Below are 18,241 nucleotides of genomic sequence, written 5' to 3' on the forward strand. Positions count from 1 at the left end.
TTATCTCCTGTTTTTACCCATTTTACAAAAGGGGGAAGGGTTTTATGGAAAAACATCTGGCCATCGCTACCTGGGATGCTGATTCGGTGGAGCTCTATGCCCAGCAGGTGCGGAATTTTCTGGGGGAGCACATTCAGATCAGTACCTATAGCGTGCAGGGGGGCACTATCGACCAGATTGCCCCGGCAGACGTCTATCTCATCTCCACCTGTGCCCTGATTGGGCGGGAGATTTCCCACACAATTCCCAATAGCGGGGCAGTGGTGATCACTGAAGTGCGGATCACCCGGGAGAGTCTCCACCGTCTGATGGCCATGCCGCGGGGAACCAATGCACTGTTGGTGAACATCAACCAGCCCATGGTTACCGAGACCATCGCCCTGCTCAACCAGTTGGGGGTGGGGCACATTCAGCTGCATCCTTACTATCCGGGAGCCTCGGAACCGCCTCATCTTTCCTGTGCGATCACCACTGGGGAACGGAGGTACGTCCCCCAGTGGGTAGAGGAGATTATTGATCTTGGCCCCCGGCTTCTCAGCGCCAACACCTTTATCGAGCTGGCCTTTCATCTCAAATGTGAACATATGCTGGACCGCCCGGATTTTCGGGCTTACCTCTCCTCGTTGGCGGAGCACGCATACAGCATTGAGCGGATGTTTCACAGGTCCATTCAGGTGGAGAGTATCTTCGACCTCTTTCAGCAGACACTGGAAGCCGGGGTCATCGGGGTGGACTCGGACGGCACCATCTTTGCCTGCAACTCCAAGGCAGAGGCTATCCTGGAGGTCTCTCCAAATGATCTTTTGGATCGGAAGGCCCGGAAGTCACTCCCATTCCTTCCTTTTGAGGAATGTTTTGAGGATCGAAAGGCCATCCGTTCCCGACTGGTGGAGATCAGCGGCAGTCCGGTGAACGTAAGCCTTCAGCCGGTATTCCGGAATGGGGAACTGATAGGGGCTTTTTGCATTCTCCAACGGTTCCGGGACGAGGAAAAGCGTCAGCAGAAGATTCGACGGCAGATATTGGGGAAAGGGCACAGCACCAAATACACCTTTGACAGTATCGTGGGGCAGAGTCCCGCTATGGTCACCGCGAAAGCACTGGCCAAAAAGATGGCTGCCAGCAATGCCTCTGTCCTCATCAGCGGGGAGAGCGGTACGGGAAAGGAGCTGTTCGCCCACGCCATCCATGCCGCCAGCGCCCGAAGCAGGGAACCGTTTGTAGCCATCAACTGCGCGGCAATCCCCGATTCCCTGTTGGAGAGCCAGCTTTTTGGGTACGAAGAAGGGGCTTTTACCGGAGCAAAAAAAGGAGGGCATATCGGGTTCTTTGAGGCTGCCCGGAGCGGCACCCTTTTTCTGGATGAAATCGAAGCGATGAGTCCGCTGCTCCAAGTGAAGCTCCTGCGGGTTTTGCAGGAAAAGGAGATTGTCCGTCTGGGCGGTGTGGATGTCATCTATGTGAACGTGCGGATTATCGCCGCCACCAATGAGGACCTTCCCGCGATCATTCGCAGGGGGGGATTCCGGAAAGACCTCTATTACCGTCTCAGCGTGCTCCCCTTGAGCCTGCCTCCGCTTCGGGAACGGGGGGAGGATGTGCGCCTGCTCTTTGAAGGGGTCCGGGATGGATTGGGGAAGAAATTCAGCCTGTCTCCGGCTGCCTGGCAGCTTTTAATGACGCATCCGTGGGAGGGGAATGTCCGAGAACTGCACAACTGTGTGGAATATCTGGCCTATCTGGATAAGCCCTCTATCGAGCCGGAGGACCTCCCAGCGACCATTCTTGCCTGCGCCAAAGAGCGAGGGATTTCCCCCGATCCGGATGCCCCCTCTATTCCGCCTGTTTCCCCCGATTTTCCGCCCGTTCCCTCTATTTCTCCTGTTTTTCCGGTGGCCCGCACACCGGCAATGGATACTGTGGACTGGTTGAAATGGAAGGCGGGGCAGAGTCTGCCAGCCTATCGCTTTATCCTGAAGCGGTTGGAAACCGGCTGCTCTATGGGCCGGAAGAGCCTGGCAGCTCTGGCAGCTTTGGAGGGGATTCCGGCCACGGAACAGACGATCCGTACCGCCTTGGCCCATCTGGAAGAGCGGGGGATGATAGAGGTGCGACGGGGCCGGGCTGGCAGCCGTCTCACCCCTTTGGGATTTGAGGTTCTGAGCCTGCTGCAATAACAGGGTGATTGGGCGCCTTTTTTTATAGCCGAACCACTTCGATCATTTTCGATGGTGCTGGCGATCTGAAAATGGTGAAAAAACAGGTTGATACGGGTGTCTGAAAAACAAAAACAGGTGAATTGGTTGAGAAAAAAGGATGTTGGAAGTGCAGTTCCAGCATCCCAAAAGCGCACTCTTTTTTTCTTTTCGTCAGGTTCTCTTGTAAGATTGATAAAAAATTATCGTTAATTTTTAGTCAAATACACAAAGTTTTTTGATCCCTTGTAAATTGGCACAGTTTATGCAGTATTATAGAGCGTATCCCGGAAGGATGCGAAAGGAGACATGCAGAGATGCAGTATGATTTTAACAAACCCATTGACCGGTGGGACAACAACGCCGTCAAGTATGACGAGATGGAGCAGAAGTACGGTCGCCGGGACCTGGTCCCCATGTGGATCGCCGATATGGACCTCTGTACCGCCCAGCCGATCATGGACGCCATGGACGCCCGGAACAGGCAGGGGATGTTTGGCTATACCAGCCGCCCAGATTCCTATTTTGAGTCGGTATGCCAATGGCAGGAGAAGCACAACGGCTGGAGGCCCGACCCCGCCCGGTGTATTTTCAGCCTGGGAGTGGTCCCCGCCATCTGTACCTGCGTTCGGGAGTTTTCCCAGCCAGGGGATGAGATCCTTTTCCTCACCCCGGTTTATGGAGAATTTTTTGACTCGGTGGAAAACTGGGACAGAAAGCCGCTTACCGTTTCGCTCATCGAGCAGGATAACCACTACACGCTCGACTTCGACGCTTTTGAGGAAGCGCTCAAGCGCCGTCCGCCCCTCTTTATCCTCTGCCATCCTCACAACCCGGTAGGGAAGGTGTGGAGCGAGGAGGAGCTGCGCCGGATGGGCGAACTTTGCGTGAAGTATGGCACCCTGATTATCAGCGACGAGATCCACAGCGACCTGATGCTCTTCGGGAACAAACATATCCCGATTGCCTCACTGGGAGGGAAGATCGCGGAAAACACGATCACCTGCACTTCTGCAACCAAGACCTTCAATCTGGCGGGACTCCAGGCGGCGACCATCATCTTCCCCAACCAAGAGCTGATCGCCAAGTATCAGAAGTTCTGGAAATCGCTGGACGTTCATCGGAACAACTGCTTCAGCCTGGTGGCTGTGGAAGCCGCTTTCCGGCATGGAGAGGAATGGCTCACCCAGCTTCTGGCCCATCTGGAATCGAACGTCCTCTATGTGGAGGAGTTCCTTCGGGAAAACATCCCGGAAATCACGATGGCAAGGCCCGAGTGTACTTACCTGCTCTGGCTCAACTGCAAGGGCCTGAACCTCCCCGGTGACGCGCTTCCAAATTTCATGGTGGAGAAGGCGCACCTCGCCTTGAACGACGGTCGGGCATTCGGTAAGGAGGATGGGGAAGGGTATATGCGGATGAATATTGCCTGTCCCCGCTCCACTGTGGAAAAGGCCCTGTCCCAGCTGAAACAGGCTGTGGACCAGCGTATGGGCCGCTAATGTCAGTTTCCCTCCCCGCCCGGCGGGGATGTGAAAGAGCAGCCCCGTCTGCCCCACCTCTTGTGGAGGCGGGCGGCACTGCAAAAAAATGAGGAGGACTTACTTATGGCAAAAAACAAAAACGGCAGTTCCCTGGAAAAGAAGGGTGCCATTGTCCGGGCCATGGATGCCGTGGAACGGGTGGGCAATGCGCTCCCCAACCCCGCAACCATTTTCCTGATCCTTACCCTGGCAGTCATCATTATCTCTGCGATCTGCGGCTCGCTGGGGGTATCGGTGACCTACGAGACGATTGACACCGCCAACGGCAACGCCATCGTCGAAAAGACGGTAAACGCAGTCAACCTGCTCACCCCTGATTCGATCCGCCATCTGGTCACCACTGTGGTCAGCAGCTTCACCGGCTTCTTCGCGCTTGGCACCGTCTTCACCATTATGATCGGTGTCGGCGTGGCGGACGGCAGCGGCATGATCTCTGCCATGCTGAGAAGAGCCGCAAACTCCGCCCCAAAAACACTGGTTACCGCCATGGTCGTATTCCTTGGCATTATGTCCAACATCGCTTCCTCCACCGGTTACGTGGTGCTGGTCCCGCTGGGCGCGATCCTCTTTATGGCCTTCGGGCGGCATCCGATTGCCGGCCTGGCAGCGGCTTTTGCCGGTGTTTCCGGCGGTTGGAGCGCCAACCTTCTGATCGGTACCAACGACCCGATGTTCGCGGGAATGTCCACCCAGGCGGCCCAGACACTGGACCCCAACTACATGGTTACTCCGGTCTGCAACTGGTTCTTTATGTTTGTCTCCACCTTCCTGATCACCGCTGTCGGTACCTTCGTCACCGATAAGCTGGTTGAACCCCATCTGGGCAAATACGAGGGCGCTGTGGATGGCGCTACCGAGGAACTCACCCCTGCTGAGAAAAGAGGTCTGAAATTTGCCGGGATCGCCAGCCTGATCTATGTCGCTCTGATCGTCATTGCAGTGGCTCCCTCCAACGGCCTCCTGCGCAATCCCGAGACCGGCGGTTTCCTCTCCAGCCCGTTCATGAGCGGTATCATCTTCTTCATCATGCTGCTGTTCCTCATCTCCGGTATTGCCTACGGTATCGGAGCGGGCACCATCAAAAACGATGAAGACGTTATCCAGCTGATGAACAAATGTATCTCCGGCCTGGCGAGCTTCATGGTTCTGATCTTCTTTGCTGCTCAGTTCACCACCTGCTTCAACTACTCCAATCTGGGCACAATCATCTCGGTATCGGGCGCAAACTTCCTCAAGGACATCGGCTTTGTGGGACTGCCGCTGGTTATCTGCTTCATCATCCTCACCGCTTTCATCAACATCTTTATCGCCGTGGACAGCGCAAAATGGGCGATCATGGCGCCGATCTTCGTGCCCATGTTTATGCGGCTTGGCCTCTCTCCCGAGCTGACCCAGGTTGCATACCGCATCGGGGACTCCAGCACCAACATCATTGCCCCGCTCATGCCGTTCTTTGTCCTGACAGTGGCATTCTTCCAGAAGTATGACAAAAAAGCCGGTATCGGCAGCGTTATCTCCACCATGCTGCCCTATTCGATCTGCTTCCTGCTGGGCTGGATCGTTCTCTTCTCGATCTGGTATCTCCTTGGCCTGCCTCTTGGCCCGGGTGCATCCCTGTTCTATCCTGCCTGATCATTTTCATTCTTTCCGGGAAGCGGCTGTGTGTATTGGAACTGCGCGCAACCGCTTCCCCAAGCCATTACAAAAAACGAAAGGAGCGCAACCATTATGCTGCCAAAGGAAGGCCGAATCAAAGAATTGCTCCGCCAGAAGGGTCTGGACGGGGCGATCGTCTCTTCCCCGGAAAATTTTCATTATGTCACCGGTTTTGGGGGCCATCAGCATACCGTTTCCCGCCAGCCCGGATTTTCTGTGGCGGTGGTCTCTGCCCGGGAGGATGTCCCCACCCAGCTTACCACCATGGATTTTGAGGTCCCGACCTTTGAGAAGAAGAGTGCCGGGCGGTTCATCATCAAAAAGTATGACACTTGGGTGGGGCTCAAGACATGGGACGAGATCGCCAACGGTGCCATGATCCCCCCGCCGGCAGTGATGGAAAGTTCTCTGGACGTGGTAAAAAAGATGGTTCGGGAGATGGACCTGGCGGACAAAAAGTTGGGGCTGGAGATGGAGTATCTTCCGGTTCTGTGTTATAATGATATTGCCGCCGCTTTCCCCGAGGCGAAACTTGAGAATATCTCCGATCTTTTTGTCTTTGCGCGGAGTGTCAAAACCCCGGAAGAAATCGAGATGTTCCGCACCCTCTGCCGGGTTGCCGACGAGGGGTTCACCGCTGTGAGCAAGATTGCGAAGCCCGGCGTCAGTGAGCGGGAGCTGGTGGAAACCTTCCGCAGGACGGTAAATGCCACCGGCCTTGCTGTACCGAGCGCCTGGTCGATGTTCTCTACAGGGGAGTCCGGTTCCCGACTCACCCTTCCGGGGGATGGCGTCATCCAAAAGGGGGATGTGGTAAAATTTGACGCAGGCGTCAACGCCGAGTTCGATTTCTACACCACCGATACCTCCCGCTCCTGGGTGATGGAAGGCGCGGACCCCGTCCTCTACAAGCTGAAAGACCGCCTCTATGAGGGCCTGCAAAGGATGATAGCCGCTGCCAAACCGGGACTTCCGATCTGTGATCTGTATCATGTGGCATATGATTATGTGAAGGAGATGTTCCCCGCCTATGTCCGGGGGCATCAGGGACACAGCATCAGCATGGGCCCTGCCACCTGCGAGGCCCCCGTCATCAATGCAGGCACCACTCGCCCGCTGGAAGCCGGAATGATTCTGGCCATGGAGGTCCCCTGCTATATCCCCGGCGTGCAAGGCTTTAACATCGAAGATATGGTACTCATCACCGAGGACGGCTGCGAGGTACTCACCCCCAATACCCCCCACTACCTCTAATCCCCAGAGCCTGTTCCGGACTGTCTCCCCGCTTCTCACCGGCGGAATGCTTTGGCGGCCTTTGCGTGGCGGTACCGCTTCCCGGAGGAGAGCGGGGAGAGGCTTTTTGCAGAGGAAACAGCATTCTGAAAAGGTGTGGTACAGGTTCTAATCCTCTGTCATTTCAAGAAAGAAAGGAAGATGCAGTGATGAAGGTACTGATTGTAGGAGGCGTCGCCGGCGGGGCCGGAGCGGCTGCCCGTCTGCGCCGCAACGACGAAAAAGCAGAGATTATCCTCTTTGAGAAAGGGGAGTATATCTCCTTCGCCAACTGTGGCCTGCCTTATTATATCGGCGGCACCATCACCGAAAGGGCAAAGCTTCAGGTGCAGACTCCGCAGGCATTCCGGGCCCGCTTTAACGTAGATGTCCGGGTACAGCATGAGGTCACCGGCGTCGATTCCGCCGCAAAAACTGTCACAGTAAAGAACCACGCCACCGACGAGACCTATACCGAGAGTTATGACAGCCTGGTTCTTTCCCCCGGGGCTTCCCCTATCCGGCCCAAGATGCCTGGGATGGAGGAAAACCACATCTTCACCCTCCGGAACATCCCCGATACATATGCTATTTATGACCATATCCAGCAAGCCGCTCCCAAGACTGCCGCGGTGATCGGAGCCGGGTTCATCGGTCTGGAGATGGCGGAAAATCTGGCAGACCGGGGGCTTGCAGTCTCGGTGGTGGAGGCCGCTCCCCACGTCATGGCTCCCCTTGATATGGATATGGCACATACCGTCCATAACTATATCCGCGGGAAGGGCCTCGGACTCTATGTCGGGAAAAAATGCTCCGGCTTTACCAAAGACAGCGTCCTTCTGGATGACGGTACTGCTGTCCCCGCCGATATGGTAATCCTCAGTATCGGCGTTGCTCCTGAGACCCGGTTTCTGGAAGGGAGCGGGGTCGAGCTGGGCGGACGGGGAGAGATTCTGGTGGATGAGGAGCTGCGCACCAGCGTCCCGGATATCTATGCGCTGGGAGATGCCGCCACGGTAAAAAACATCGTTACCGGCAAGGTGCAGGTGATCCCGCTGGCCGGCCCCGCCAACAAGCAGGCCCGGATTGTGGCAGACGTGATCTGCGGCAAAAAGGCGCGTTACAAAGGGAGCCAGGGCACCTCTGTCATGAAGTTCTTTGACCAGGTGGTAGCCTGCACAGGTGAAAAGGAGGAGTCCCTCAAAGCCGCCGGAATTCCGTTCCACAAGACCTTTACCATCTCTGCCAGCCATGCGGGATACTATCCCGGGAGCAGCCAGATGATCGTGAAGCTGCTCTACACCCCTGATGAAGGGAAGGTACTGGGCGCTCAGATCGTGGGAGGGGACGGTGTTGACAAGCGGATCGACCATCTGGCCAACGCCGTACGGTTTGGGCTCACCGTTTATGACCTTCAGGAGATGGAGCTGGCCTATGCGCCGCCCTTCTCGAGCGCGAAGGACCCGGTGAACATGGCCGGTTTTGTGGCGCAGAACGTCCTGGAAGGGACCATGAACCCCTTCTACGCCGAGGACGTGGAGAATCTCCCGGAAAATGCGGTCTGCATCGACGTCAGAGCACCCAGGGAGCTGGAAGCACTGGGTACGGTTCCCGGCTTTGTGAACATACCGGTGGATCAGCTTCGCCAGCGCCTTGATGAGATCGACCTTTCCAAACCGCTCTATATCACCTGTCAGGTGGGTCTGCGGGGGTATGTCGCCCAGCGGATCCTTGCCCAGAGCGGAGCCAATGAGGTCCACAACCTTTCTGGTGGCTATACCCTGTATTCCGCTTATCGGAAAGACCTCGCCGGTATGGCTGACGCTGAAAAGAAGAGCTGTGCCTCCTGCGGGAAACAGGAATAGGATCATATAAAGTACGCAAGCTGTGCTGCTGGTTATGCAGTGCGCCGCAGAGCTATTAGAAGCGGTTCTCAGCGGCCAAAGTGCCGCAGGCTTCACGAGGAATCCAAACATTCTTTCAAAATCAGGAGTGTAAAAAATGCTGGAAAAAAGCACTTACGAAACCTATATCCGCATCCTTGAGGAGGAGCTGGTTCCCGCCCTGGGATGCACCGAGCCGATCGCCATTGCGCTGGCCTCCGCCAAAGCCCGGGAGGCGCTCGGAGTCATGCCCGAGAAAATCCGGGCCGCATGCAGCGGGAATATCATCAAGAATGCCAAGGGCGTTATCGTCCCGACCACCGGCAACATGAAGGGCATCAATACCAGCGCCATTCTGGGTGCTGTGGCTGGAGACCCCAGCCTCGGACTTGAAGTTCTCAGTAAAGTGGGGCCCGATGACCTTCAGAAGACCCGGGAACTGTTGGAAGCCGGGATTTGTACCGAGGAGCTGCTGGACACCCCCTCCCGCCTTCACATTGTCATCTGGATGGAAGGGGGCGGCCATACCGCTCTGGCAGAAATCCGGGACGAGCATACCAATATCATCCGCATCGAGCGGGATGACGAGAAGCTCTTCTATCAGGAGCCGGTAGAGGCCGCCGAGGAGGAGGAAACCTCCGATCTGGATGCGCTGAATCTGGCTGATATTCTGGAATTTGCCAATACAGTGAATCTGGAAGAGGTTCTGCCCATGCTGTCCCGGCAGGTGGAATACAATACCCGCATTGCCCAGGAAGGGATGACCCATATCTATGGCGGCAGGGTGGGGGCGACGCTCCTGCGCCACTATGGGGATAACGTACGCATCCGCGCCCGGGCCATGGCTGCCGCTGGCAGCGACGCCCGGATGGGCGGCTGTGTCCTGCCGGTAGTCATCAATTCGGGCAGCGGAAACCAGGGGATCACCTGCTCGGTGCCGATCGTGGTCTATGCAAAATACCTGGGCGCCGCGGACGAAACCATGTACCGCGCTCTGGTGGTGAGCAATCTCGTGGCCCTGCTCCAGAAGAGGGGGATTGGACGTCTTTCCGCGTTTTGCGGGGCGGTCTGCGCCGCCTGCGGCAGCGGGGCGGGGATCACCTATCTCCACGGTGGTGACTATGACACCATAGGCCGCACCATCACCAACACACTGGCCAACGTCTCGGGTATCGTCTGCGACGGTGCCAAGGGCAGCTGCGCCGCCAAGATTGCTGCATCGGTGGATGCGGCCATTCTGGCGCATGAGATGTCTATGGACGGAAATACCTTCGGGGCCGGGGAAGGCCTGGTAAAGGAGAGCGTGGAACAGACCATTGCCAGCATTGGCCGGATGGCGGCGGAGGGTATGCGGGAAACCGACACCGAGATCCTCAAAATTATGATTGGGCAGGGTTCCACTTGCTGATGCAATAGATAGATTTCCATAGAGGAGCGCCTCCGTACCATCAAAGGCCGTACCTACACGGCCTTTGATGGGGTGGGGGCGTTTTTTGCTTGCATTGATTGGTGATTTTTTCCATCCAACTTTCGCGCGTAGCAGGGAAATTCAGGCGTGCCGCATATTTCAATACCCCCGCTCCATACTTTCAGTATGCGGTTGACCGCAAGGAAAAAGAAAAGGCTGAAAGTTATGAAAAAGATTACCTTTGCAAACAAATTGGGCTATATGCTGGGTGACGTGGCAAACAACATGTCGTTTGCGATGTCCTCTTCCTTCCTGCTCGCATTTTATACCGATGTAGCAGGAATTTCTGCGGCGGCAGCGGGTGTGCTGTTTCTGGTGGCGCGGTTTTGGGACGCGTTTAATGACCCGTTCATGGGTGTCCTTACCGACAGGATGTTTGCGCGCCGTCTGCGGCGTCAGCGGGGAGCACCGGCGGACAAATTCCGTCCGTTTCTGTTGCAAGGCTCCTGGATCGTGATTGCCTGCGCCATTCTGATGTTCTTTATGCCGTCCGGGCTGACGCCGATCCAGAAACTGGTCTGGGCCTATGCGACCTATATTCTCTGGGGGATGGCGTACACGTTTGTCAATATTCCGTACGGCTCTCTGGCCGCAGTGATGACGCAGGACACCGCCGAACGCGCTTCGCTTTCGGTGGCGCGCGGAATCGGCAGTACGGTGGGAAACCTCATCCCGCGGATGCTGGTGCCGCTGATCCTCAGCTATTTTGCGGAGGATCAGGCGAAAGGCTATCTGATGGCTATGGTGGCAATGGGTGCAATCGGCATCGTTTCCTATGTGATCGCCTATTTTACCGTACAGGAGAATATCAGATCGACCGAACCTCCCAAGGCGCGGGAGGAGGTACGGCCGGTCGAATACCTGCGGGTGATCGGGCAGAACCGCCCGTTTATCTCGGTCTCGGTTGCGTCTCTCGCGATGATCTTCGGCACCATGATCAACGGTGCCATGCTGATCTATTATTTCAAAAACAACCTGAATGCATTCACGCTGATGGGTGTCACGACGATCATCAGTATGGTGCCGTCCCTGCTGATCGCCCCGTTTCTTTCGAGGCTGGTCAGGCGGTTCGGCATACAGGCGGTCACAGCGGTTGGGAGCCTCCTTTCGGCAGTCTTTTTCGGGCTGACCTTCCTGCTGCCCGATAACATCTGGCTGTATATCGTCCTGTCCTTCCTCTCCACACTGACTATGAATATCCCCAATTCACTGGTCTGGGGGATGGTTTCCGACTGCATCGACTACAACCAGTATCTCACTGGGAACCGGCAGGAGGGGATTATCTATGGAACCTACAGCTTTGTCCGAAAAACCGGTCAGGCATTCGCCGGGTTTTTAGCGGGGCTGGGGCTGGACCTGGTTGGCTATAACGCCGATCTGGCGGTGCAGAGTGCAGGGACGCTGCTCGGCATCAAATTTTTGACCTTGGGCCTGCCCGCAATCGGGATGCTGATTGCGTGGTTCGCCTACCAGTTCATCTGGAATCTGAGTGCGGAGAAAAAGCAGGAGGTCTACCGTCGAATCAACGGGGACAATGAGGGCAGGGGGGCGGCAGCATGAGGCCGGCGAAGGAATATCTGACCGTCTGCGCTATTGGTTCGCTCGGTTACGAGACGCTCGAACTGCTCTGGCGGGGATTTACCCATTGGTCGATGGGGATAGCAGGCGGTGCAGGATTCCTGCTGCTCTACCTGGCGGATCTGCGGATGCAGGGGCGTTCACTTTTACGGCGCGCGCTGACCGGCTGTGCCATCCTCACCTCGGTCGAATTTGCGGCGGGCTGCGTGGTCAACAAGCTGCTGGGGCTGGATGTCTGGGATTACTCGGACGAGCAGGGCAACCTGTTTGGGCAGATCTGTCCGCTTTACGCGATCCTCTGGTTTCTGCTCTGTATCCCAGTGATGCCACTGGGCCGGATGCTGCGCAACCGTCTTTCTCCTCCGCCGTTTGTCCGGCAAATCGCAGGCTGAAAAGCCTGCTTTTTCTATATGGGGAAGCTGGAAATGCTTCTCCTGTAAAAAACCGGGCTGTCGGGTGTGTCCCGTCAGTCCGGTTTTCGTATCTCCATTTATTTGGAAGTGTTTTGACGGTCAGCTTTGCCGCCCAATCTGGTCAGCAGGGTGACAATCCCGATGATCAGGAGGATCACCGCAAAGATGCCAACCATCCCCAGACCCATGATTTCCAGGGAAATCATAAAGTTGGCCATTGCCTGTGCACCAAACATCCGTTTTTCCCTCCTTCCTTATTTCACAAACTGCGGAACCAGATAGAGAACGATTCCGCCCGCGATGACGGACCCAATCTGTCCGGAGACGTTTGCGCCGATCGCGTGCATCAGCAGGTGGTTCTGGTTATCCTCTTTCAACGCCATCTTTTGGATCACACGTGCGGACATTGGGAAAGCCGAGATACCGGCTGCGCCGATCATCGGGTTGATCTTCTCTTTGAGGAAGAGGTTGAGCAGCTTTGCAAACAGGCAGCCGCCGATGCTGTCGAAGATAAATGCGATCAGACCCAGTCCCATGATGAGGAAGGTCTCCCAGGTGACAAACTGTTCTGCCTGCATCGAAAACGAGATTGTGATGCCAAGCAGCAGGGTAATGATGTTCGCAAACTCGTTTTGAGCGGTTTGGGCGAGTGAGTTAAGCACCCCGCATTCCCGCAGCAGGTTGCCGAACATCAGGAAACCGACCAGCGAAACCGACATCGGTGCAACCAGCCCCGCAATGATTGTCACAAGGATTGGGAAAAGGATGCGGGTGGTTTTGGTGATGTTTTTTGGATTGTAGTGCATCCGGATGCAGCGTTCTTTCCGGGTAGTGACCAGCTTGATTGCCATTGGCTGGATGATTGGCACCAACGCCATATAGGAATAGGCCGCAACTGCGATAGCACCCATATATTGGGATTTGAAAATCTGCGAAACCATAATCGAAGTGGGGCCATCCGCCGCGCCAATGATGCCGATGCAGGCCGCGTCTTTGAGGTCAAAGCCGAAGAGCGCCGCCAGAGAAATCGTGAAAAAGATGCCGAACTGTGCCGCTGCGCCGAATACCATCATCTTTGGATTGGAAAGCAGGGGGCCGAAGTCGATCATTGCGCCAATGCCGATAAACAGCAGGATCGGGAGCGCTTCGGACGCCTCAATGGTGGTCTGGAACAGCCATTGGATGATCCCCTGCGCCTCAATCCCACCCTGTAAAACCTGATCGAGTACGCCGGTCAGCGGCAGGTTCACCAAAATGGCGCCGAAGCCCATCGGCATGAGCAGCGCGGGTTCAAACTCTTTGGCAATCGCCAGATAGATCAGAAGCCCGCCGATACCATACATGACGATCTGCTGCCAGGTGACCGACATGATTCCGGATAGTAAGAAATCCATTTGATTTTCCCCTTTCAACTTGACTGGATTGTTTGCCTCTATTGAGCGTGGGAATGCTGAACAGGAACCGCCGGAGATTCCTGCTGTTTCCCCTCTTGTAAAAGGATGCCCAGTTTTTTTCGCGATAGAAAAAGACCTGCGTTCCACTTCAATGAAACACAGGTCTTGCCATTTCAAGTTAAACCATGGCCCATCAGAGCCAATGCTGTTGATTTAACTGCACACAGCTAAGGTGTGCCGACTACTCCCCCGGACTATCCAGTTCACTTTGACGCTCCTACTATAGCATACTACCAAAAAGCTGTCAATCTTTTCAAGCCAGTTTCCTGAATTTTTCTTCAAAGGCCGATAACAGACGGAAACTCAGAGAGATGTGAGATAGAAAAATCGCAGTCGGAAGTGGGCGTCCCTCCATCTGGGCAATACCAGCAGGTCGTGATTCCCGCTGCCCGTCCGCCCCGCATGTCAGAACTGAGGGAATCCCCAAGCAGAATCACCCGCTCCCGAGGCGGGTTTCCGATCCTGCGCAGCACTTCATCGAAGTATTCCCGCCGAGGCTTGGAATACCCGATCTCCTGCGAAACGAACATCTCGCGGATATAGGGCCGCAGTTCGGAACGGTTGAACCGGTTGGTCTGGATTTCCAGGATGCCGTTGGTGACGATGTAGAGCGGCAGGGATTCGGACAGGATGCGGCAGAGGGAGAGCGCCCCGTCCCGCAGAAAGGCCCCTTCTCCGAGTGCCCGGCTGTAATCCCGGTTGAGTGCGTCCGGATCGAGCGGTAGTCCAAGCGCGTGGGAAAGCTCGGCGAACCGTTCTATCCGCAGTTCCGACTGGGTGATCTCTCCCTGCTCAAGCCGCTTCCACTGCGCAAGGTTGATTCGGGAATACAGTGGGACGACTGCATCTGCATCCGGAATCCGGTGCAGCTCACAGAGACGGCGTATCGCGGCATCTTCCGCCCTTCGAAAGTCGAAGAGGGTATCATCCGCATCCATCAGGATGACACGGTAGTTCATTTGGACAGCTCCTTTTCTTTTTCAAACAGCCTCCAAGAGCGGGGCGAAGGTTCTGGGCCGGGATTCCACTGCCCGACGTGCTTGGCATGGCGGCGTTGGGAGACTCGCCGGACATAATCGCGGGTAATCGCGAATACCTGGTTGGAGAGGAAGAGAACCGCGATCAGGTTTGGAATGGCCATCAGCCCGTTGAAAGTATCTGAGAGACTCCAGACCAATTCGAGATGTCCGACACAGCCCACAGCGGTCATCCCGATAAACAGCAGCTGATAGATGCCGACCAGTTTTCTGCCGAACAGGTATTCAACCACCCGTTCGCCGTAGTAGGACCAGCCAAGGATCGAGGAAAATGCAAAAAATGCAATCGCTATGGCAACAAACAATCCTCCTGCCCGTCCGAATGCTCCTTCAAATGCTTCAATCGACATTCCTGCACCTTCCGCGCCGGAAAGATGCGTGCCCGAAACGATGATTGCGAGAGCGGTGATCGTACACATAACGATCGTGTCGGCAAACACTTCAAAGATCCCCCACATCCCCTGACGCACCGGCTCTTTCACATTGGAGGCCGAGTTGACGATGACTGAGCTGCCCAATCCCGCTTCGTTGGAAAAGATCCCGCGCGCCACTCCATACCGGACAGCGCGCATCATCGCATAGCCGCCTGCACCACCGCCTACTGCCCGCAGGCTAAATGCCTCCTGAAAGATTGCGGAGAATGCATCGGGAAGCCGGTCTCGATGCAGCCAGAGAATCGCCGCTGCGCCCGCGGTGTATACAACTGCCATCAGCGGGACGCACCGTTCGGCAACCGATGCGATCCGTTTGATCCCGCCGAGTACGACCAGTCCACAGAGCAGGGCGACAACGATGCCGGTCGAAAGGGGAGCGATCCGTAAAGCGGACTCGAGTGCACCAGCGATCGAATTGGCTTGAGTCATATTTCCGATTCCAAAGGCAGCGAACATACAGAAGAGTGCGAACAACACAGCCAGCCATCGGCAGCCCAATCCACGCTCGATATAGACCATTGGACCGCCGACCCAGGCACCTCGTTCATCCCGGTAGCGGTAGTGGTTTCCGAGGACGTTTTCGGCGTATTTGGTCATCATTCCAAAGAATGCGGAAACCCACATCCAGAAGATGGATCCCACGCCGCCTGCGGCGATCGCGGTTGCGACCCCGACAATGTTTCCGGTGCCGAGCGTCCCGGCAAGTGCGGTCGAAAGCGCCTGAAATTGTGAAATCGAGTGAGGGTCCCGCTTGTCATGCACCTCTTGGTCAAGAAAAATTGCGACAAGCGTTTCCCGCAGCAGCAATCCAAAATGCCGTATCTGAAAAAAACCGGTGCCGGAGGTGAAATAAATCCCAACCAGCAGCATAAACCCGACCATCGCCGGCCCCCAGACAAGGCCGCTCAACAGGCTGTTCAGGTCAGTAAGTGTCCGAAAAAATCCCTCCATTAACCAGTCTCCTTCGATATCAAAATCATACCATCCACCTCCCGGAAAGTCAATCGGAAAGGCGCTTGGAAACGAGTTCGAGCGCTCTGTGATACGGTGGGTGAAGGGGGCGGCGCATTCCTACGGAAGTTCCTACCGCTGTTAAGCAACCCTCTGCGATCGTACTGTCGCAGACTGACGATGATTCTTTTCAGCGTTTCTGATGATAGGATGATAGGCTATTTATATGCAGAGAATGGAGATAGCCATGACATCTTTTATTAGCTATACTACGAAATAGATAATCTAGGCCCTGTCTGAACTCTTATGGTTTATCCGATCGGCAATCGACACAGAGGAAAATCCCATATCAATTCAAAGTGAAATGTGCGCTGTCTTTTTTTGATAGAAATTACTTGACAAACTATATTATACATCATATAATATAGGTAAAGACAATGCTATACATTGTATAATATTATTTATAGGAGTGGTTGCATGGTTTTTCAGCTTGGCTCGGCATTGCTCGATGCCTGCGTACTTGCAACGCTCAACCGGGGAGATGCTTACGGCTATGTCCTGACCCAGACAGTCAAATCGGTTGTCGAGGTTTCGGAGTCGACGCTCTATCCGGTTTTGCGCAGGCTGCAAAAGGACGGTGCGCTGACCGTTTATGATGAACCGTTCAATGGGCGGAACAGGCGATACTACCGCCTGACCGACATTGGCAGGGAACGATTGGCGCGGTATGTTTCGGAATGGGAAACATTCCAGGAGGGCGTGGACAAACTGCTTTTAGGGGGTATCGGGGATGACCAGGAATGAATTTATGTTTCAGCTGCGCACCAAGCTCAAACGGCTGCCGCAGAGCGACGCGGAGGATGCGGTCGCCTATTATCAGGGCTACTTTGACGACGCCGGCCCGGAAAACGAACAGGAGGTGATCAAGGAGCTGGGGTCCCCGTCCGAGGTAGCGGGCAAGATCATCCGGGAGTTTGCGTTCAAACAGCTCGAAAACCAGCCGGACAGCAAAAAAGGAATGGGGCCCATCGGCTGGGTGGTGCTGATCGTCCTTGCGTCGCCAATCGCCCTGCCGGTTGGGATCGCGATCCTGGCTGTATTTTTCGCGGTTATTGTCTCGGTGCTTGGGATTCTCCTTGGGTTGGGGGCCGCCGGGCTGGTGGCCGCGGCAGTGGGTATATTTTCCGCGGTCGTGGGGATGACGAGCCTTGTATCCGACCCGGCCAGCACGCTTTATTATGTGGGCAGGGGGATGATTGCGCTGGGTTTCGGCGCGGCAATCCTCTGGGTGGCCTGCTGGCTGGCACGTATGGCGGTAGTCGGGATTTCCCGCCTGACGGCAAAATGGATGAAACGGAGGTCTGACAAATGAAAAAGTCGGTAAAAGTATTTTGGAGCATGTGCTGTGCGCTGGTGGTGATGGGCGGCGTTTTTACACTGGCGGGGATCCTGCTGGGGATGGACGTTCGCGCAGTTTCCGAGACGTTCCATATTGATGAACAGAACCTGGAAGCGTTCCAGGAGATCGACATCGCGGTGATAACGGCGGATATTGAGGTTGTCTATTCCGACCACTACGGGCTGAAAGCCGACCTGAAGGGGAAAGGGCGCGGCAGCGCGGCCAGGACATCGTGGTCTGTGTCGGGCGGAGAGCTGAAGCTGAAAGAAAAAGATAGAAAGACCGGGTTCAAAGATTTCATGGGTGCCGTTACAAACCAGAAGATGGACTGGGAAGGGAAAGTGACCGTCTATCTGCCGCAGGGCGCCGCGCTCGAACAGGCTGTTTTTTCGGTGGTCGATGGGGATATGAATGCAGAGAAGCTGGAGGCGGGGAAGTTTTCCCATGCGTCTGTTTCGGGAGACCTGCATCTGAAAAACTGCCGGTTCGATTCCTTTGAATTTAATACGGTCAGCGGGAGGGCCGACGTGGAGGACTCGAACCTCGGGTATGCCGAGATTGCAGGGGTTTCCAGCGATTTGAACCTGCTGCGGGTGACAACGTCAGAGCTGTCCTGCGATGCGGTTGACGGGGACCTGAAGTTTGTGGGGAAACCGCTCGGGAAAACGAGCATCACCTCGATGTCCGGGGATGTGATATTTGAAATTGACGGGCAGCGGCAGGACTATGAGATTGAACAGGCGGCTTCGTGGGAGGGGCTGTCACGGGTGAAGATCATCGACGGGTCAGGCGGCGAGGAGCAGAGCCAACCCGGCAAGCCCAACCGGATCGAAATTTCGGCAATGAGCGGGGAGGCTGTGATTACATTCCGGTAATTTGTTCACAAATTATACTTGATTTTCCCAACAGGTTGTATTATAGTGTAGTTAGCACTCGAAATAAATGAGTGCTAACTAT

General features: G+C 55.6%; 15 protein-coding genes. 11 read left to right on the plus strand and 4 right to left on the minus strand.

Annotated elements, in window-relative coordinates; all coding sequences use genetic code 11:
• Positions 1-44 precede the first annotated feature (44 nt).
• The 8 genes from C814_RS14175 (at position 45) to C814_RS14210 (ending at position 11,988) form a co-directional block, all read left to right on the plus strand.
• Complete coding sequence (locus C814_RS14175; protein WP_016316032.1) at positions 45-2,177, plus strand: sigma-54 interaction domain-containing protein; 2,133 nt, start codon at positions 45-47, stop codon at positions 2,175-2,177.
• Positions 2,178-2,512: 335 nt separating this feature from the next.
• Positions 2,513-3,697 (plus strand): MalY/PatB family protein, encoded by a 1,185-nt coding sequence (locus tag C814_RS14180; protein ID WP_016316033.1) that lies wholly within the window; start codon positions 2,513-2,515, stop codon positions 3,695-3,697.
• Between the two features lie 105 nt (positions 3,698-3,802).
• Positions 3,803-5,371 carry an AbgT family transporter gene (locus C814_RS14185; RefSeq protein WP_016316034.1) on the plus strand — a complete coding sequence of 523 codons (1,569 nt, stop codon included), beginning with the start codon at positions 3,803-3,805 and terminating at the stop codon, positions 5,369-5,371.
• A gap of 96 nt (positions 5,372-5,467) precedes the next feature.
• The gene (locus tag C814_RS14190) at positions 5,468-6,649 is read left to right on the plus strand and encodes a M24 family metallopeptidase (protein WP_016316035.1); all 1,182 of its coding nucleotides are present in this window, start codon (positions 5,468-5,470) and stop codon (positions 6,647-6,649) included.
• A 188-nt stretch (positions 6,650-6,837) separates the two neighbouring features.
• On the plus strand, positions 6,838-8,532 hold the full coding sequence (locus C814_RS14195) for an FAD-dependent oxidoreductase (protein WP_016316036.1): 1,695 nt from the start codon (positions 6,838-6,840) through the stop codon (positions 8,530-8,532).
• 136 nt (positions 8,533-8,668) lie between these two features.
• Entirely contained in the window at positions 8,669-9,958 is a 1,290-nt protein-coding gene (locus C814_RS14200) for an L-cysteine desulfidase family protein (protein ID WP_016316037.1), read from the plus strand.
• 225 nt (positions 9,959-10,183) lie between these two features.
• On the plus strand, positions 10,184-11,578 hold the full coding sequence (locus C814_RS14205; protein ID WP_016316038.1) for a glycoside-pentoside-hexuronide (GPH):cation symporter: 1,395 nt from the start codon (positions 10,184-10,186) through the stop codon (positions 11,576-11,578).
• The gene (locus C814_RS14210; protein WP_016316039.1) at positions 11,575-11,988 is read left to right on the plus strand and encodes a putative ABC transporter permease; all 414 of its coding nucleotides are present in this window, start codon (positions 11,575-11,577) and stop codon (positions 11,986-11,988) included. The genes C814_RS14205 and C814_RS14210 overlap by 4 nt, the downstream gene beginning before the upstream one ends.
• Positions 11,989-12,086: 98 nt before the next feature.
• Here the strand turns inward: C814_RS14210 and C814_RS23685 are convergent, their stop codons facing one another.
• The 4 genes from C814_RS23685 to C814_RS14225 form a co-directional block, all read right to left on the minus strand.
• Complete coding sequence (locus C814_RS23685) at positions 12,087-12,245, minus strand: hypothetical protein (RefSeq protein ID WP_016316040.1); 159 nt, start codon at positions 12,243-12,245, stop codon at positions 12,087-12,089.
• A gap of 18 nt (positions 12,246-12,263) precedes the next feature.
• Positions 12,264-13,403, minus strand: coding sequence for a sodium ion-translocating decarboxylase subunit beta (locus C814_RS14215; protein ID WP_016316041.1), 1,140 nt, complete (start codon positions 13,401-13,403; stop codon positions 12,264-12,266).
• A gap of 338 nt (positions 13,404-13,741) precedes the next feature.
• Positions 13,742-14,422, minus strand: a complete 681-nt coding sequence (locus C814_RS14220; RefSeq protein WP_016316042.1) for a YjjG family noncanonical pyrimidine nucleotidase — start codon at positions 14,420-14,422, stop codon at positions 13,742-13,744.
• Entirely contained in the window at positions 14,419-15,885 is a 1,467-nt protein-coding gene (locus tag C814_RS14225; RefSeq protein WP_016316043.1) for an alanine/glycine:cation symporter family protein, read from the minus strand. Before C814_RS14225 ends, C814_RS14220 begins: the two co-directional genes overlap by 4 nt.
• Before the next feature lie 477 nt (positions 15,886-16,362).
• Between C814_RS14225 and C814_RS14230 the strand changes: the two genes are divergently transcribed.
• From C814_RS14230 to C814_RS14240, 3 genes are read left to right on the plus strand one after another with little or no spacing between them, the layout of a single operon-like run.
• Positions 16,363-16,689 (plus strand): PadR family transcriptional regulator, encoded by a 327-nt coding sequence (locus tag C814_RS14230; protein WP_016316044.1) that lies wholly within the window; start codon positions 16,363-16,365, stop codon positions 16,687-16,689.
• Positions 16,676-17,257, plus strand: coding sequence for a DUF1700 domain-containing protein (locus C814_RS22370; protein ID WP_016316045.1), 582 nt, complete (start codon positions 16,676-16,678; stop codon positions 17,255-17,257). Before C814_RS14230 ends, C814_RS22370 begins: the two co-directional genes overlap by 14 nt.
• Entirely contained in the window at positions 17,254-18,159 is a 906-nt protein-coding gene (locus C814_RS14240; RefSeq protein WP_016316046.1) for a DUF4097 family beta strand repeat-containing protein, read from the plus strand. The genes C814_RS22370 and C814_RS14240 overlap by 4 nt, the downstream gene beginning before the upstream one ends.
• The last annotated feature ends 82 nt before the right edge of the window (positions 18,160-18,241 follow it).

It is taken from the genome of Anaerotruncus sp. G3(2012), from assembly GCF_000403395.2.
Classification (GTDB): Bacteria; Bacillota; Clostridia; order Oscillospirales; family Ruminococcaceae; genus Anaerotruncus.